The organism is Arthrobacter sp. 10N410 (assembly GCF_056394945.1).
On record NZ_JBFTIP010000010.1, the window covers coordinates 51,868 to 68,226 of the forward strand.

Consider the following 16,359-nt stretch of genomic DNA (forward strand, 5'->3'; position numbering starts at 1 on the left):
CGCAAGCGCCGGCCCACATACCCCCGGCCCGGCCCCGGCCGACGGCAGCCTGCGTGGCGGGCCGCTTCACCGGTTACGTGGCGGGCTGCTTGGGGCTCTCCTTGGCGAGGCGTTCCAGGGCGGCCAAGGCCACCGAGGTGTCGGTAGTGGGCCAGAAGGGGGGCAGGGCGGCCCGGAGGAACGCTCCGTACCGTTCGGTGGACAGCCTGGAATCGAGGACCGCCACCACGCCCTTGTCCGACGTCGAACGGATCAGCCGGCCGGCGCCCTGGGCGAGGCGGATGGCCGCGTGGGTCGCCGAGACGCTCATGAAGCCGTTGCCGCCGGACTGGGCCACAGCCCGGGAGCGGGCGGTCATCAATGGATCGTCCGGCCGCGGGAACGGGATCCTGTCAATCACCACCAGGCGGCAGGAGTTCCCGGGCACGTCGACGCCCTGCCAGAGCGACATGGTGCCAAAGAGACAGGTGTCCGGCTCATCGGCGAACTGCTTCACGAGCGCGGTCATGGTCGACTCGCCTTGGCAGAGAATGCTCAGGCCCAGCCGGGGACGCATCGCCTCGGCCGCATCCTCGGCGGCGCGCCGGGAAGAGAAGAGACACAGGGCGCCGCCGCCGGAGGCACGGATCAGCTTCTCGAGCTCATCGAGGGCTTCCGGGGATGTTCCCCGGCCCGGCTTGGGCAGGTGCTTGGCAACGTAGAGGATGCCTTGCTTCGGATATTCGAAGGGCGAACCGACGTCGACGCCCGTCCAGCTGGGTGCGCCCGGGCCCACCAGGCCGAGCCCTCCGGCCGCCGGCTCGAAAGCCGAACCGATCGCCAGGGTTGCCGATGTCAGGACGACTGTATGGTCGGCGAACAGTCCCTCGCGGAGCCGACCGGCGACGCTGAGCGGGGCGATGTTGATCAGGGCCGGCGCGGAGTCATCGGGCTGCGAGTAGCCCTGTTGCGGGTCGAAGCTGCTGTTGCGGGAGAACCAGACCACCTCGCGGTTCTCCTTGGCGGCCAGAAGCCGTTCGCACAGTTCCAGGATCACCATCAGCCGGGACCGCGCAAGCTGCCGGCCGCCGTCGGCCGTGTTGGCGCTGTCCCCCTTTGAATCGGAGAGCGCGGCGCGGCAGGCGTCGCGCAGCTGGTCCACGCAGTCGAGCTGTTCGCTGTTCAGTCCGTTCGGCATCAGGCCGCTGGGAACGCCCTCGATGGCGAGCTCAAGGTTGGACGCGGCGTTATTGAGCGCATCTACCGTGATCCCGGCGTGCTTGCGGGCGCCGGAGGCGGCGGCGTGGACCATGGCCACGGACAGCTGGCCGGACACGGCGCCCGTGACCCGGTCCTGCAGTTCGTGCGCCTCGTCCACCACCACGACGTCGTATTCGGGCAGCACGGCCAGGCCCTCGAAGGCGCTGACGGCCAGCATGGCGTGGTTGGTAACCACCACATCGGCGTCGGCGGCGTTCTGGCGGGCGAGTTCGCTGAAGCATTCGGCGGCGAGCGGGCACTTCTGCGCGCCCAGGCACTCCATGGAGGTAACGGAGACCTGCCGCCAGGCACGGTCGGTCACGCCCGGCATGAGCTCGTCGCGGTCCCCGGTCTGGGTGTCCTCGGCCCATTCGCGGAGCCGGACCACTTCCTTGCCGAGCTGCGAGGACGGGCCGCCCATCGCGGCCGCGAAGTGCGGCACCGAGGTGTCCTCGCCGAGGGAGAACAGTTGGCCCTCGGACGGTTCCTCGGAGGGGAAGCCGCCTTCGAGCTTATGGCGGCAGACATAGTTGGACCGGCCCTTGACCAGTGCGACCTTCACCGGCCGCTCCAGGGCCGGGGTGATGGTCTTGAGCAGCCGGGGCAGGTCCCTGCCGACAATCTGGGTCTGAAGTGCCAGGGTGGCGGTGGAGACAAGGGTGGGCTTGTCGCTGACCAGCGAGTGGGCGATCAGCGGAATCAGGTAGGCCAGGGATTTGCCGGTGCCGGTGCCGGCCTGGACCAGCAGGTGGTCGCCGGTCTCGATCGCGCGCGCCACCTGCCGTGCCATTTCGTGCTGGCCGTCGCGGCTCTGGCCGCCCATGCCGGCGACCGCCCGGTCGAGCAGTTCAACCACGAACTGCTCGCCGGACGGACCGCTTTTAGCCTTGCCTTTAGCCGGGCCGCTTCCGGACGGCGCGCTTTCGGACGGCGCGGCCGCCCCCTCGGCCACCGCTGGTTCAGTCATTGCTGACGAAGGAATCCAGTTCGGCCGCGAGCCCCTCGCGCACCATCACCACGGCTCGGGTGCCGGTCTCCTCGTGGTCGAGGCTGATGATCTCGGCGTCGGTCTCGTGCAGCTTGCTGAGCAGGTCCCCGCGGTTGTACGGGATCATCAGTTCCATCTTGACGCTGGGCCGCGGAATGCCCTCGCTGATGGCCTTGAGCAGCTCCGGGATGCCTTCCCCGGTGCGGGCCGAGACCACAACGTGGCGCGGCTCGCGCTGCTTGAGCCGTTCGATCACGAACGGGTCGGCGGCGTCGGCCTTGTTCAGGACGATGATTTCCGGCACCTTGCGGGCGTCGACTTCGCTGAACACCTTGCGGACGGCCGCAATCTGGCCTTCCGGATCTGGGTGGGAGACGTCGACGACGTGCAGGATCAGGTCCGAGTCGGCGACCTCCTCCAGGGTGGAGCGGAAGGCCTCCACGAGCTGGGTCGGCAGCGAGCGGACAAAGCCCACGGTGTCGGCGAGGGTGTACCCCAGGCCGTCCGAGGTTTCGGCCTTGCGGACCGTCGGGTCCAGGGTGGCGAACAGGGCGTTCTCCACCAGGACGCCGGCGTCGGTCAGGCGGTTCAGCAGCGAGGACTTACCGGCGTTGGTGTAGCCGGCGATCGCCACCGACGGCACGGCATTACGACGCCGGTTGGCCCGCTTCGTTTCCCGGGCCGGCTTCATCGCGGCGATTTCGCGCCGCAGCTTGGCCATCCGGGTGCGGATCCGGCGGCGGTCCAGCTCGATCTTGGTTTCACCGGGGCCGCGCGAACCCATGCCGGCTCCGGCGCCGCCCACCTGGCCACCGGCCTGGCGGGACATCGACTCACCCCAGCCGCGCAGGCGCGGGAGCAGGTATTCGAGCTGCGCCAGTTCCACCTGGGCCTTGCCCTCGCGGCTCTTGGCGTGCTGGGCGAAGATGTCCAGGATCAGGGCCGTGCGGTCGATGACTTTGACCTTGACGATGTCTTCCAGGCTGCGGCGCTGGGAGGGGGCGAGTTCGGCGTCGACCACCACCGTGTCGGCGCCGGTGGACATCACGATGTCCTTGAGCTCCTGGGCCTTGCCGGAGCCCAGGAAGGTGCCAGGGTCGGGCTTGGCGCGGCGCTGGACGAGCCCGTCGAGCACCTCGGAACCGGCCGTTTCCGCGAGGGCTGCCAGTTCGCGCAGGGAGTTCTCGGCATCGGCGAGGGTGCCTTCTGTCCAGAGCCCGGCAAGCACAACGCGCTCGAGGCGCAGCTGCCGGTACTCGACTTCGGTGACATCTTCGAGTTCCGTCGACAGGCCTGCGGTTCGGCGCAGCGCGTGGCGCTCCTCGAGGTCCTGTTGGTCGCCGTCGTAGCTGCTGTGTTCCTCATCCAGCCGCGAAATCGCCTGGGCCTTGCCGAACACCGCCCTGGACTCGCCGGGGTGCCCGGCGTCGGCGCTGCGTCCGGTCTTCGGGGCAGGGGCGTCTTTGGAGAGGATCCGGTCGATGACAGCCTGGATTTCCGCAGGGCTCATGTCCTGGGCGGCTGAATCGGGTCCGGTGTTGGGCTGACTGGTCATGGTCTCCTTTGAAGGGTCTACAACTTCAGAATAGTGCTGTTCGGTGTTTCGTGGCGCGGTATTCGCGCTGGGCTGACGACTATTGGTCATCCGTGCCTCCTGGGTTGCCTGGCGGCTGCGGCGCCGCTGGCCGGGCGGGGCTCCCTGGCAAAGCGCTAAACAAGGGAGCGGGGCGGTGGATATGGGAGGGGAATGGCGTCTGATGGCGCCGTGTGGCGGGGAGAAACGGTCCGTTCAGCACTGCGGCAACTGCTGCCGGGCACTGCTTTGGTTTAAAGCCCTTTGGCTTCAAGGCTTGACTCCAAGTGGTCTGGCGCCAGCGGGTGAGGCATTTGCATCACGGAGGGGGCGCACTGAGCGGAAGGTAACTACCTGCGTCGCTGCGGGGACGGGACATTCGACAACGAATCGAAGGCCCGTGCCGGTTACTTGAAGTTAAGGATCATGTTTTTAAGATTAGCAGACCGTGCGGTGGCCACGGCGCGGCGGGGCTGTGCCGGTCGCCGGCGTGTCCGGGCCGGTTTCCCATACCGCCGGACCGCCAACTAATCTGGCCAGTTATGGAGTCTGCACACTATTTCAGCGCCCAGCCCGCCGGGCCGTTCACCCGCAAGCCACTGACCGTGGAGCTTGCCGGCGAGCAGCGGCAACTGCAGACGTCCTCGGGAATCTTCAGCCCGGATGGAATCGATAAAGGGACCGCCGTCCTGCTGGCCGACGTCCCGGCCCCGGCACCGCAGGGAAACCTGCTGGACATCGGCTGCGGCTGGGGGCCGATCGCGCTGACCATGGCCCTGAGGGCGCCCCATGCCCGGGTTTATGCGGTGGATGTCAATGAGCGCTGCGTGGCGCTGACGAATGAAAATGCGGCCCTGCTGGGGCTGGAGAATGTCACGGCCAGCGCACCCGGGGACGTCGACCCGGAACTGCGCTTCGACACGATCTGGTCCAACCCGCCCATCCGGATCGGCAAGGACGAACTCCACGCCCTGCTGCTGCTTTGGCTGCCGCGCCTTGCCCCGGGCGGGTCGGCCTGGCTGGTGGTCCAGAAGAACCTTGGTTCGGATTCGCTTCAGCGCTGGCTGACGGCGGAGCTCGACAGCAGCTTCAGCGTCACCCGCGAGAGCACGTCAAAATCCTTCCGGATCCTGCGGGTCAGGAAAGCGTCCCGCTAGCAACAATCACGGCCGGGCCGCTAAGCTCCACGTGCTCGTGGCCGTCCGCGGCGAGGAAGAATTTCACGCCGACGACGCCGCCGGGAACCGCAACGTTCCAGGTGTCCGGGGCGCCCTGGCCGGCCCAGTGCCGGATCGCGACGGCGGCGGCGCAGGCGCCGGTCCCGCAGGACAGGGTCTCCCCCACTCCCCTTTCGTGCACGCGCATGGTGATGGTCCCGACACCGTCGTGAACGAGCGGCTCGGACGGCACGACGAACTCAACGTTGGTCCCGTGCGGCGGCACCGGGTCGACGCGGGGTGCCCTGAAGAGGTCCGTGGCGTCGAGTTCCGCGAGTTCCGCCAGCGCGACCACGGTGTGCGGGTTCCCCATGCTGACGGACAGCGCGGGCCTGGCGACTTCCAGACCGTCGGCGCTGACCAGCGAATCCATGGCCCGCGCGGTTGCTTCTCCCGGGAAGATGAACTCCCAGGGGCCCATGTCCACGGCGTAGCCGGCCGCCGTCCGGACCACGGTCTTCACACCGCCGCGGGTTCCGATGGTGAGCGACTCGCCGGCCGGCAGGTCGACCAGCCCCTCGTTGATGAGGAAGTGGACGAAGACGCGGACGCCGTTGCCGCACATTTCCGACAGCGAGCCGTCACCGTTGCGGTAGTCCATGAACCATTCGGCCCCGGGGTGGTCGCCAAGCAGGTCCCGGCCTTCGGCGAGCAGCCGAGAGGGAACGGCGCGGATGAGTCCGTCGCCACCGATGCCGCGGTGGCGGTCGCAGAGGGCGGCGACCTGCTCCGGGGTGACGGAGAGGGCACCGTTGGGGTCCGCGATCAGGACGAAGTCGTTGCCGGTTCCGTGGCCCTTCGAGAACTTCAGGCCGCCGAGCGCGGCAGTGCCTGAAGCAGCATGGTGGTCAGCGGCCGTGGCAAGGGTTTCGTCCATGCTCCAAGGTTACCGTTCCGGCCAGGCCGGGACGGAACCGTGACACCGGCCACCCCGTCAAAAGCCGCAGCGCCAGGATCCGTAGCGATGGATCTTTGGCGGTGGCTTCAGCGGGAGATCTTCAGCGGGAGATCTTCAGCGGGAGAGCGCAGCGGCCTTCGCCAGCAGTCCGGGGTCCTGCCAGTCAAGCCAGTTGATCCGGGGGTCGGCGCGGAACCAGGTGAGCTGGCGCCGGGCGAACTGCCGGGTCGCGACAATGGTCTCTTCGGCGGCCTGCTCCTGGTCCGCCGCGCCGTCGACGACTTTCAGGAACTGCGCGTAGCCCAGTGCCCGCGAGGCGGTCTTGCCGCGGCGCAGCCCTTCGGCGTCGAGGCGCCGGACCTCCGCCAGCAGCCCCTGCTGCACCATCGCGTGGACCCGGGCGGCTAGGCGTGCCCGCAGCTGTTCGCGGTCCACCTGGATCCCGATCTGCACGGCCGGCTGGAAGTACTCGCGGGTGGGCATGAAGGAGCTGAAGGGCCGCCCGGTCAGTTCGAAGACCTCCAGTGCCCGGATGACGCGGCGGGCATCACCCAGCCGCCCGGCGGAGACCGGATCCACGAGTTCCAGCCGGGTACGCAGCGGCGCGAGGCCGGCCGCTGCTTCCTCCGCTTCCAGGCGGCGCCGGATGGCGGGGTCGGTTCCGGGGAATTCGAGCACGTCCAGGGCGGCGCGGACGTATAAGCCTGAGCCGCCGGCGAGGATGGCCCGTTTGCCCCGGGCGTGGATGTCCGCAATCACGGCCCTCGCCTGCTGCTGGAAGTCCGAGACACTGGCCTCCTCGGTCACATCGAGGATGTCCAGCAGGTGGTGCGGCACTCCCCGGCGTTCGGCGGCGGTGATCTTGGCCGTACCGATGTCCATGCCGCGGTAGAACTGCATGGCGTCGGCGTTGACGACCTCGCCGTCGAGGGCCAGTGCCAGCGAGACAGCCAGATCCGACTTTCCGGAGCCGGTGGGCCCGACGACGGCGATGACCGGCGGTGTCGGTTCCGCGGCGCCGGATTTTCCCGGTGCCGCGGAATCGTCGGGGGCGCCGGCAGGGTCGGGGCCGTCGTAAGGGGCGGGGGCGGGCACGGGGTTAGCGGCCGCGGACCGGGAGGCTCGGCATGCCCAGCGAAACGCCGGATGTGCCTCCCGAGCCGCTGCCGGCGGCCGGAGCGCCGCAGGAATCGGCCTGGGACCGGTCCCAGGCGTCGCCGGCGCGTGAGCGGCGCAGGCTGTAGTCGTCGGCAGTGGCCGGGTCGGCGACGAGGTGGAACGCCGCGGCCTCGGTGATTGTCACCGTGACGAGGTCTCCGGGGCGGGGTGCTTCGGCGCCGTCCGGCACGGAGAAGTGCACTAGGCGCTGGTCCTGGGCGCGGCCGGAGAGGCGGTGGGTTTCCCCGGCCTTTCGGCCCGACTGCGCAGTCACCATGACCTCGACGCGGCGGCCCAGCTGGCGGGCGTTCTCCTCGGCGGCGATCCGGTCCTGCAGGGCGGTGAGCCGTTCGAAGCGTTCCTGGACCACGGCCTTGGGCAGCTGGTCCGGGAGTTCCGCGGCAGGCGTGCCGGGCCGCTTGGAGTACTGGAAGGTGAAGGCGGTGGCGAAGCGGGACTTCTCCACGACGTCGAGCGTGGCCTGGAAGTCCTCCTCGGTTTCACCGGGGAACCCGACGATGATGTCGGTGGAGATGGCGGCATGCGGGATCTTCTCCCGGACCTTGTCCAGGATGCCGAGGAACTTGGTGGAACGGTAGGACCGCTTCATCTCCCGGAGCACCTTGTCCGAGCCGGACTGCAGCGGCATGTGCAGTTGCGGCATGACATTGGGGGTCTCGGCCATGGCGTCGATGACGTCGTCGGTGAAGGCGGCCGGGTGCGGGCTGGTGAACCGGACGCGCTCCAGCCCGGAGATCTCGCCGCAGGCGCGCAGCAGCTTGGAGAACGCCTGCCGGTCGCCGAACTCGACGCCGTAGGAGTTCACGTTCTGGCCCAGCAGTGTGACTTCGATGGCGCCGTCGTCGACGAGGGCCTGGATTTCGGCGAGGATGTCGACGGGCCGGCGGTCCTTTTCCTTGCCGCGCAGCGCGGGGACGATGCAAAAGGTGCAGGTGTTGTTGCAGCCGACCGAGATGGAGACCCAGCCGGAATAGACGGAGTCACGCTTGGTGGGCAGCGTCGAGGGGAACACATCGAGCGATTCCAGGATTTCCAGCTGCGCCTCGTCATTGTGGCGTGCGCGGTCCAGCAGGGCGGGCAAGGCGCCGACGTTGTGCGTTCCGAAGACGGCGTCGACCCAGGGCGCCTTCTTGAGGATGGTTTCGCGGTCCTTCTGCGCCAGGCAGCCGCCAACGGCGATCTGCATGCCGGGGTTGGCTTCCTTGACCGGGCGGAGGATGCCGAGGTTGCCGTAGAGCTTGTTGTCGGCGTTTTCCCGCACCGCGCAGGTGTTGAAGACGACGACGTCGGCCAGTTCGCCTTCGGAGCGGACGTAACCGGCGGCTTCGAGCATTCCGGACATCCGCTCGGAGTCGTGCACGTTCATCTGGCAGCCGAAGGTCCGCACCTGGTAGGTGCGGGCCGGGGCAGTCTCATCCGGATAAGGGGCTCCGCCGGCGGCGGGGGAAGGAATGGTCAAACTCACCTGTTAAGGGTACCGGTTCGGCGTGGCCGTATTCGCGGATGCCTCGTTTCGAAGCCGCGAAGAGCCTCGCTTCAGGCACCGCCGTCCTGCTCTTCGAGGGCAGCGTCCAGGACCTCCCCCACGATCCGGAAGGCCTGCGACGGCTGGTAGCCCTTGCGCGCGAGCATGGAGGCCAGCCGACGCACCGTTTTGTCCCGCTCGGCACGGTCTTCCAGTCCCCTCGCGTTCCGCACCTTGCGTTCCACGAGTTCCCGCGCCGCGGTTTCCTCGTCCTCGTCACTGAGCTGTTCGAGGGCGCCGGCAGCGGTCTCCTCGTCGATGCCCTTCTCAGCCAGCTCCCGGCGCAGGGCGCCCTTGGCCAGCTTCCGCGTCTGGGACCTGCTCCGCACCCACATATCGGCGAACTCGGCGTCGTCGATGAGGCGGACCTCTTCGAAGCGGTCAAGGACGGCCTCGGCCACGTCGTCCGGGATGTTGCGCTCGGCCAGCTTGCGGGAAAGCTGCAGCCGGCTCTTGGGCGAGTTGGTCAGCTGCCGCAGCACGACGGCGCGTGCCACGGCGGCGGGATCAGCGTCGGCATCCTGCTCGGGCGCCGGCTGCCCGGTCCGGTGCGGGTCGCCGGGGCCGTCAACGACGCCGGGGCCAGGATTCCGGGAAGAGAATCCTGACCCCTTGCGGCGTCGTGCGGCGGAGGCCCGGCTGTTAGAAGCCGTCAACGGCCTTCAGCTTCGGTGATTCCTCCGGGTCGGCGGCCTTGACGCCGACGCCGAGCTTTTCCTTGATCAGGCGCTCGAGTTCGGCGGCGAGTTCCGGGTTGTCCCGCAGGAAGCGCCGGGAGTTCTCCATGCCCTGGCCCAGCTGGTCCCCGTCGTAGGTGAACCACGAGCCGGACTTCTTGATCAGGCCGTGCTCGACACCCATATCGATGATGCCGCCCTCGCGGGAGATGCCCTGGCCGTAGATGATGTCGAATTCGGCGATCTTAAAGGGCGGAGCCATCTTGTTCTTGACGATCTTCGCCTTGGTCCGGTTGCCGACAGAGTCCGCGCCCTCCTTGAGGGTCTGGATGCGGCGGACGTCGATGCGGATCGAGGCGTAGAACTTCAGCGCCTTACCACCGGTGGTGGTTTCCGGGGAGCCGAAGAACACGCCGATCTTCTCGCGCAGCTGGTTGATGAAGATTGCGGTGGTCTTGGTCTGGCTCAACCGGCCGGTGATCTTACGCAGCGCCTGGCTCATCAGCCGCGCCTGCAGGCCGACGTGGCTGTCGCCCATGTCGCCTTCGATTTCGGCGCGGGGTACCAGAGCGGCGACGGAGTCGATGACGATCACGTCCAGCGAGCCGGAGCCGATCAGCATGTCCATGATTTCAAGCGCCTGCTCACCCGTGTCCGGCTGGGAGACGAGCAGCGCGTCGGTGTCCACACCGAGCTTGGCGGCGTATTCCGGGTCGAGGGCGTGCTCGGCGTCGATGAATGCGGCGATGCCGCCCTGGCGCTGGGCGTTGGCCACGGCGTGCAGCGCGACGGTGGTCTTACCGGAGGACTCAGGGCCGTAAATCTCGACGACGCGGCCGCGGGGCAGGCCGCCAATTCCGAGGGCCACGTCCAGTGCGATGGAGCCGGTGGGGATGACCTCGATGGGTGCGCGGACTTCGTCGCCCAGGCGCATGACGGAGCCCTTGCCGAACTGCTTGTCAATCTGGGCTAGCGCTGCGTCGAGCGCCTTCTGGCGATCCGGGGCTGCGGCCATGATTCACACCTCTAATACTTTCTCGCTGGAGAGTGGCCGTCGCGGCCGTTGTTATGTCATCCCTGACGCTAGTGGCAGCCACTGACAAAGTTGCCGCCGCCGTCGCGTATGTGGATAACGCTCTGAAAAAAGCATAGCCCGACCCGAACAGATATTCGAACAATCGCAGCGGCGTGTCAGTCGTCCGATGCCCGACGACCGGCGCCGGACCGGTGGCGGCCCGGTGCCGGCCCGGTGCCGGAGCGGCGCCGGGGAGGGCCCGGTCAGCGCGGCTTAACGTCGCGGCCGAGCCGCCGTTCGGCGGGCACATCCTGGACATCGCAGAGCGCCAGCCAGACCTGTTTGGGCGGTACGCCCGCGCTCAGCGCCTGGTCCGCGGTGCGTCCGCCCACACCCGCCAGCACCAGGGAGCTGCTGAGGACCCGGGAATATCCCGCCCCGAACTCGTCGTCCATAAGCCGCCAGAAGTCGCTGATTCTCACCGATAAAGTCTCTCACGGGCGCGGACCCTAGAATGGTTGCTATGAGCAACCCAAGCGACGCCGCCCCGGATCCGGCGCCAATTTCCGGGACCGGCGAACCCGCCGCGGAGGAGGCGCTGGCCGCCGTCGAGCGCCAGTTGAGCCTGCTGTGGCGGCGTGCCCGTTCCATGTCGCAGCAGCTCTCCCGCCAAGTCCACCCCGAGATGGAGCCTGCGGCCTACGGGCTGCTGTCGGTCCTTCGGACCAAGGGGCCCATCCGGCTGACCGAACTGGCCTCCTGCATCGGCGTCGGCAAGCCCTCGGTGAGCCGCCAGGTCGCCTTCCTGGAAGGCCTCGGCCTGGTATCAAAGGAAGCCGACCCGCTGGACGGCCGCGCCCAGGCCATCAGCCTGACGGCCAAGGGCGAGGAGAAGATGCACCTGGTCCAGGATGCGCGCCGCGAGGTCTTCCGCGAACGGCTGGCAGAGTGGCCAGCCGGGGAACTGGAAGCCTTCGCCGGCTACATGGCGAAGCTCAACGCCACCTACGAACGCGACGGCTTCCCGCGCGACGAAGGCCTCTAAGCCGCTCCGGCGAAGGAGCACCGGCCAGAACATGGCTCCAGGACACGGAAAAGGTCCCCGGCACACCGCCGGGGACCTTCCTTTGGATCGAATGGAGTGGGGCTAGCGGGCCCCGGAGAGCAGGCCTGTGGCCAGCTCGTCGTTCAGCTCGGTGTTGAGTTCACGGTCCAGGTCACGGCCGTAGCGCTGCGCAAATTCCTGGGGCACGGTGTCCGGTACCGCTACGCCCTCGGCCACGGCGACGCGGTCGCTGACTTCGCGGAGCATGCTGGACAACGGGACGTCGAGGGCCGAGCAGATCGAGGAGAGCAGCTCCGAGGAGGCTTCCTTCTGGCCGCGTTCCACTTCACTCAGGTAGCCCAGGGATACACGGGCACTGTGCGAGACTTCGCGGAGGGTACGGCCTTGGCGTTGGCGGACATCGCGCAGGACATCACCGATTTCGTGACGAAGTACAACCATCTTGCGCTCCTTCTGTTCGCTCTTTGCCTGATCGGCGAGGCCCACATCCTTCCAGCGGACAACGCCGTTCACGGATACGGGCTGCTTTACCATCTGTATCGCCTTGCTCCCTCGTATGTGTTGTTCGCGGTTTAGTGCGAACGTTGTGATGATTTCATCCTAGGCGCCACCCTTATTCGGGGGCGACACAATGTAACAACTATTCGGAATCAACTTTTGTTCCCGGCAACTTTACCCGCGGTAGCTTGCCGGCGATAGGGCTTCGAGCAGGCGCTCCAGGGCGGCGCCGCACGCCAGCGCCCGGATCTCCTGGCGGCTCCCCTCGAAGTGGTACGCGAACGACGTCGCGCCTTCTGCCGTGGCGAGTCCGATGAAAACGGTTCCCACATCCTTGCCGTCGTGCGCCTCCGGGCCCGCCACCCCGGTGGTGGCCACGGCGACGTCGGTACCGCACGCGGTGCGCGCACCGGCGGCCATCGCCGCGGCAACTTGACCGTCCACCGACCCGGCGGCGTCGAGGAGTTCGCGGGACACGCCCAGGATGCTGGCCTTGACCGAGTTCGCATAGGCGACCACACCGCCCTGCAGCATGCCGGACGCACCGGGGGTATCGGCCAGCACGGCGGCCACCATTCCGGCGGTGAGCGACTCAGCCGTGGCCACGGTCAGCCCGCGCTCAATGGCGCGGGCCACAGCCTGCTCGGCGAGCCGGTGCAGATTCGGGTGCAGCCCCGGGTGGGCGTTTTGCTGCGGATTGCTCATGGCGTCCCCTCCTGGACCTGCTGCTTTTTGGCCCGGATGCCGCTGGCGCGCAGCTTGAGGGCTTCAACGACATATTCGGCGCCGGTCCAGACCGTGATCGCCAGGGCGGCCATCATGACCGCGAAGGCCAGGAATCCCAGCCACGGCGCAATCGAGGCCAGCGGCATCACGTACAGGAAGATCGCCGCGGTCTGCACGACGGTCTTGAGCTTGCCGCCGCGGGATGCCGGGATCACGCCGTAGCGGATCACGAAGAAGCGCAGCGCCGTGACGCCCCACTCGCGGACGAGGATCAGGACCGTGACCCACCAGGGCAGTTCGCCGAGCAGGGAAAGCATCACCAGGGCCGAGCCGATCAGCAGTTTGTCCGCGATCGGGTCCGCGATCTTGCCGAAGTCGGTGATTAGCCCGCGGCTGCGCGCGATGTCGCCGTCGAGCTTGTCCGTGTAGATCGCCACCGCGAAGACGACGACGGCGGCCCAGCGCCACGCGCCGTTCTGCGCGTCCAGGCCCGGGGCATCGGCGAGGAGGAACCAGACGAAAAACGGCACCAGCGCGATCCGCAGCATCGTGAGGATGTTGGGCAGGTTCCAGATCCGCGGGGCGGACCCGGCGTTGGTTTCGGCGCTAGTCACCTTCCTAGGCTACCGTCTCGCCGCCGGCTACCGTCCGGTCAGCGACCAGGCGTCCTCGGAACCCTCGTCGTCGTCGCCGGGGCCGTCGGCGCCGTCGTAGTAGTCGACGCTCTGGGTGCGGTTGTCCAGGTCGGCGGCCACCAGGTCCTCCGCGTAGCCGCCCTGGGCGATGTTGGCGTTCGCGTTCTCGCTCAGCGCGGCCGTCTGCGAATCGGTGGCGACCGGGCCGTCCTGGCCCTTCATGGCGGCCAGGACCGCGGCAAGGTCGTCCGGCTTGACCAGGACGTCGCGGGCCTTGGAGCCCTCTGAGGGGCCCACCACTCCCCTGGACTCCAGCAGGTCCATCAGGCGGCCGGCCTTGGCGAAGCCGACCCGCAGCTTGCGCTGCAGCATCGACGTCGAGCCGAACTGCGTGGTGACGACGAGCTCGGTGGCCTGCAGCAGGACCTCGAGGTCGTCTCCGATGTCGTCGTCGATCTGCTTCTTCTGCGCCTCGGGGGCAACGTCGTCCCGGTAGACGGCCTTGAGCTGGCCCTTGACATGTTCGACGACCTTATGGATTTCGGACTCGGTCACCCAGGCGCCCTGCACGCGCATCGCCTTGGAGGCACCCATCGGCAGGAAGAGCGCGTCGCCCTGGCCGATCAGCTTCTCGGCGCCGGGCTGGTCCAGGACCACGCGGGAGTCGGTCACGGAGGAGGTGGCGAAGGCCATGCGGGACGGGACGTTGGCCTTGATCAGGCCGGTGACGACGTCGACGGAGGGCCGCTGCGTGGCGAGCACCAGGTGGATGCCGGCGGCGCGGGCGAGCTGGGTGATGCGGACGATGGAGTCTTCGACGTCGCGCGGGGCCACCATCATGAGGTCGGCGAGTTCGTCCACGATCACCAGCAGGTACGGGTACGGGCGGATGACGCGCTTGGAGCCCTCCGGCGGGTGCACCTTTCCGGCCCGGACCGCCTTGTTGAAGTCGTCGATGTGCTTGAAGCCGTAGTTGGCGAGGTCGTCGTAGCGGGCGTCCATTTCTCGGACCACCCATTGCAGCGCCTCGGCGGCCTTCTTGGGGTTGGTGATGATCGGGGTGATCAGGTGCGGGACGCCCTCGTAGGCGGTCAGCTCGACCCGCTTGGGGTCCACCATGACCATGCGGACCTCGTCCGGGGTGGCGCGCATCAGGATCGAGGTGATCATCGAGTTCACGAACGAGGACTTGCCGGCACCGGTGGCGCCGGCCACGAGCAGGTGCGGCATCTTCGCGAGGTTGGCGACGACGTAGCCGCCCTCGACGTCCTTGCCGACGCCCATGACCATGGGGTGGTCCGTCCGGCGCGCGTTCTGGCTGCGCAGCACATCGCCGAGCGACACCGTCTCGCGGTCCGTGTTGGGGATCTCGATGCCGATGGCCGACTTGCCCGGGATGGGGCTCAGGATGCGCACGTCCGAGCTCGCGACGGCGTAGGAGATGTTCTTGGACAGGGCGGTGACGCGTTCCACCTTGGTGCCCGGTGACAGTTCGATTTCGTAGCGGGTCACGGTGGGTCCGCGGCTGAACCCGGTGACCTGGGCATCGACGTTGAACTGGGTTAGCGTCTCGGTCAGCGAGGCGACGATCGCGTCGTTGGCCTCGGTGCGTTCCTTGGGGATGGAGCCGGGGGTGAGCATGTCCGACGCCGGCAGCGTGTAGGTGACGTCGCCGGCGAGCGAGAGTTGTTCGGTGCGCTGCGGGATCGGGGTGGGCGGCGGCGCCGGGGCAACCGGGTTCGCGGGGACCTTGGGAACGGCGGCGCCGGCGTTCGGGGAGGGGTTCAGGGATCCGGCGGCGACCATGCCGGGTGTGACGAGCGGGATCGCCTCGGTGGCGTTCTCCGCCGCGGCGCCGGCCGCGGTGCTGCCAAGGCCCTGGGCCGCCTTGATCTTTTCGACGGCGATTTCGGCCTGCGTGGGCCGCCGGACGCCGGGCGCCACGGCCTTGGCGGCCTTGCCGCCTGCCTTTGTGCCGGCGGCGCCTGCGGTCGTTTCGTCGTCGTCGACGACGGCGTGTTCGAAGGCTTCGTCGCCGACGTAGCCTTCCAGCCGGGCGTCGCCGTCGTCGTCCTTGCCGAACAGGCGCTTGCGCTTCTTCTTGGGTGCGGGGGCGTCGTTCTCGTACAGGTAGCTGCGGTCGTGGGCGTCGTTCCCGGCTTCGTCCGGGTAGTCCTGCAGGTCGATGCCCATCAGGTGCTCGTAGGCGCCGCGCAGCCGGGACGGGATGGCGCCGAAAGGTGTGGCCGTGACGATGAGCAGCGAGGTGAAGGCCAGCAGGCTGTAGAGCGCGACGGGCACGGCGGCGTGGATGGTCGCCAGCGGGGCGGCGGCGAGGTAGCCGAGCATGCCGCCTGCGCGGCGGAGCCCGTCGAAGCCGTCGGCGACGGTCGGCTGGCCGCCGATGATGTGCGCCAGGCCGCTGCCGGCGAAGGTCATGATGAGGAAGCCGATGCCGATCCGGTTGTTGCCGCGGCCGTCGACCGGCTGGCGAAAGAGCCGGAAGGCGCAAACGAAGAGCATCAGCGGCAGCAGCAGGGACATCCAGCCGAAGGTGCCGTTGACGACTCCGAAGACCAGGTCCGGGAGCCAGCCTTGGAAGCCCCACCAGGCGAAGGTGGCAATGAAGACGCCGAGCGCGAGGTTGAACAGGGCGGCGCCGTCGCGGCGGTCGGCCGGGTCGAGGTCGCTGACATCGTGGCCGATCCGGCGGATACCGGCGCCCACCACGTGGCCTACCCCCAGCCAGGCCCCGGCCACAATCCGCACCAGCCACGGCTGCCGCGGTTCGACGGCGGCAAGCTGCCGGGTGCGCGCGGTTCCCTGCGGACGGCTGGTCTTGGACGCAGCTGCGCCCGAGCCCCGGCCTGCAGAGCCGCCGGTGGTGCTCTTTGAATTGCCGCGTGAGTTGCCGCTGGAGTTGCCTCTAGGCGCGGAGGAGGTGCGTGTCGCCATACCCGCAACGGTACCGGACGCCGGGCGGAAAACCGCGGATTTCCGGGGCAGGCGGGGTTCATGTTGAACCGCCCGGGCGGCTGGTTTCCCCGCCGCCACCGCGCCCAGGGGGCTTCCTGGCAACGGAAACGGCCCTCCCCGGCGGCGCCGCCGGGAAGGCGGTGCCGG

14 protein-coding genes are annotated in these 16,359 nt (G+C 68.5%); 2 read left to right on the top strand and 12 right to left on the bottom strand.

The genetic code is table 11. The features are described from left to right. Positions 1 to 73 precede the first annotated feature (73 nt). Both AC1DB8_RS16155 and hflX read right to left on the bottom strand, forming a co-directional pair. Positions 74 to 2,206: an ATP-dependent DNA helicase gene (locus AC1DB8_RS16155; RefSeq protein WP_476893587.1), complete on the bottom strand. Its 2,133-nt coding sequence runs from the start codon at positions 2,204 to 2,206 to the stop codon at positions 74 to 76. After that, positions 2,199 to 3,782, bottom strand: a complete 1,584-nt coding sequence (gene hflX, locus AC1DB8_RS16160) for a GTPase HflX (protein ID WP_476893588.1) — start codon at positions 3,780 to 3,782, stop codon at positions 2,199 to 2,201. Before hflX ends, AC1DB8_RS16155 begins: the two co-directional genes overlap by 8 nt. A 560-nt stretch (positions 3,783 to 4,342) precedes the next feature. Between hflX and AC1DB8_RS16165 the strand changes: the two genes are divergently transcribed. Beyond that, positions 4,343 to 4,957 (top strand): class I SAM-dependent methyltransferase, encoded by a 615-nt coding sequence (locus tag AC1DB8_RS16165; protein ID WP_441419404.1) that lies wholly within the window; start codon positions 4,343 to 4,345, stop codon positions 4,955 to 4,957. Here the strand turns inward: AC1DB8_RS16165 and dapF are convergent. The 6 genes from dapF to AC1DB8_RS16195 form a co-directional block, all read right to left on the bottom strand. Beyond that, positions 4,938 to 5,894: a diaminopimelate epimerase gene (gene dapF / locus AC1DB8_RS16170; RefSeq protein ID WP_476893589.1), complete on the bottom strand. Its 957-nt coding sequence runs from the start codon at positions 5,892 to 5,894 to the stop codon at positions 4,938 to 4,940. The genes AC1DB8_RS16165 and dapF overlap by 20 nt on opposite strands. 135 nt (positions 5,895 to 6,029) lie before the next feature. Beyond that, on the bottom strand, positions 6,030 to 6,908 hold the full coding sequence (gene miaA / locus AC1DB8_RS16175) for a tRNA (adenosine(37)-N6)-dimethylallyltransferase MiaA (RefSeq protein WP_476893623.1): 879 nt from the start codon (positions 6,906 to 6,908) through the stop codon (positions 6,030 to 6,032). Between the two features lie 106 nt (positions 6,909 to 7,014). Further along, positions 7,015 to 8,559: a tRNA (N6-isopentenyl adenosine(37)-C2)-methylthiotransferase MiaB gene (gene miaB, locus AC1DB8_RS16180; protein ID WP_476893590.1), complete on the bottom strand. Its 1,545-nt coding sequence runs from the start codon at positions 8,557 to 8,559 to the stop codon at positions 7,015 to 7,017. Positions 8,560 to 8,630: 71 nt separating this feature from the next. Next, a complete protein-coding gene (locus AC1DB8_RS16185) occupies positions 8,631 to 9,116 on the bottom strand; it encodes a regulatory protein RecX (protein ID WP_476893624.1) in 486 nt (161 codons plus the stop codon). Positions 9,117 to 9,261: 145 nt separating this feature from the next. Further along, positions 9,262 to 10,311, bottom strand: a complete 1,050-nt coding sequence (gene recA / locus AC1DB8_RS16190) for a recombinase RecA (RefSeq protein WP_138769744.1) — start codon at positions 10,309 to 10,311, stop codon at positions 9,262 to 9,264. Between the two features lie 263 nt (positions 10,312 to 10,574). Continuing rightward, on the bottom strand, positions 10,575 to 10,793 hold the full coding sequence (locus AC1DB8_RS16195) for a DUF3046 domain-containing protein (RefSeq protein ID WP_056740635.1): 219 nt from the start codon (positions 10,791 to 10,793) through the stop codon (positions 10,575 to 10,577). A gap of 41 nt (positions 10,794 to 10,834) precedes the next feature. Here AC1DB8_RS16195 and AC1DB8_RS16200 point away from each other — a divergent pair, with 41 nt between their 5' ends. After that, positions 10,835 to 11,356: a MarR family winged helix-turn-helix transcriptional regulator gene (locus tag AC1DB8_RS16200; RefSeq protein ID WP_441419401.1), complete on the top strand. Its 522-nt coding sequence runs from the start codon at positions 10,835 to 10,837 to the stop codon at positions 11,354 to 11,356. A 102-nt stretch (positions 11,357 to 11,458) separates the two neighbouring features. Here the strand turns inward: AC1DB8_RS16200 and AC1DB8_RS16205 are convergent, their stop codons facing one another. The 4 genes from AC1DB8_RS16205 to AC1DB8_RS16220 form a co-directional block, all read right to left on the bottom strand. Next, positions 11,459 to 11,911, bottom strand: coding sequence for a helix-turn-helix domain-containing protein (locus AC1DB8_RS16205; RefSeq protein ID WP_138769747.1), 453 nt, complete (start codon positions 11,909 to 11,911; stop codon positions 11,459 to 11,461). Between the two features lie 138 nt (positions 11,912 to 12,049). Next, positions 12,050 to 12,580, bottom strand: a complete 531-nt coding sequence (locus AC1DB8_RS16210) for a CinA family protein (RefSeq protein WP_476893591.1) — start codon at positions 12,578 to 12,580, stop codon at positions 12,050 to 12,052. After that, positions 12,577 to 13,149 carry a CDP-alcohol phosphatidyltransferase family protein gene (locus AC1DB8_RS16215; RefSeq protein ID WP_441419450.1) on the bottom strand — a complete coding sequence of 191 codons (573 nt, stop codon included), beginning with the start codon at positions 13,147 to 13,149 and terminating at the stop codon, positions 12,577 to 12,579. Before AC1DB8_RS16215 ends, AC1DB8_RS16210 begins: the two co-directional genes overlap by 4 nt. A gap of 93 nt (positions 13,150 to 13,242) precedes the next feature. Further along, entirely contained in the window at positions 13,243 to 16,191 is a 2,949-nt protein-coding gene (locus tag AC1DB8_RS16220) for an FtsK/SpoIIIE family DNA translocase (RefSeq protein ID WP_476893592.1), read from the bottom strand. Between the last annotated feature and the right edge of the window lie 168 nt (positions 16,192 to 16,359).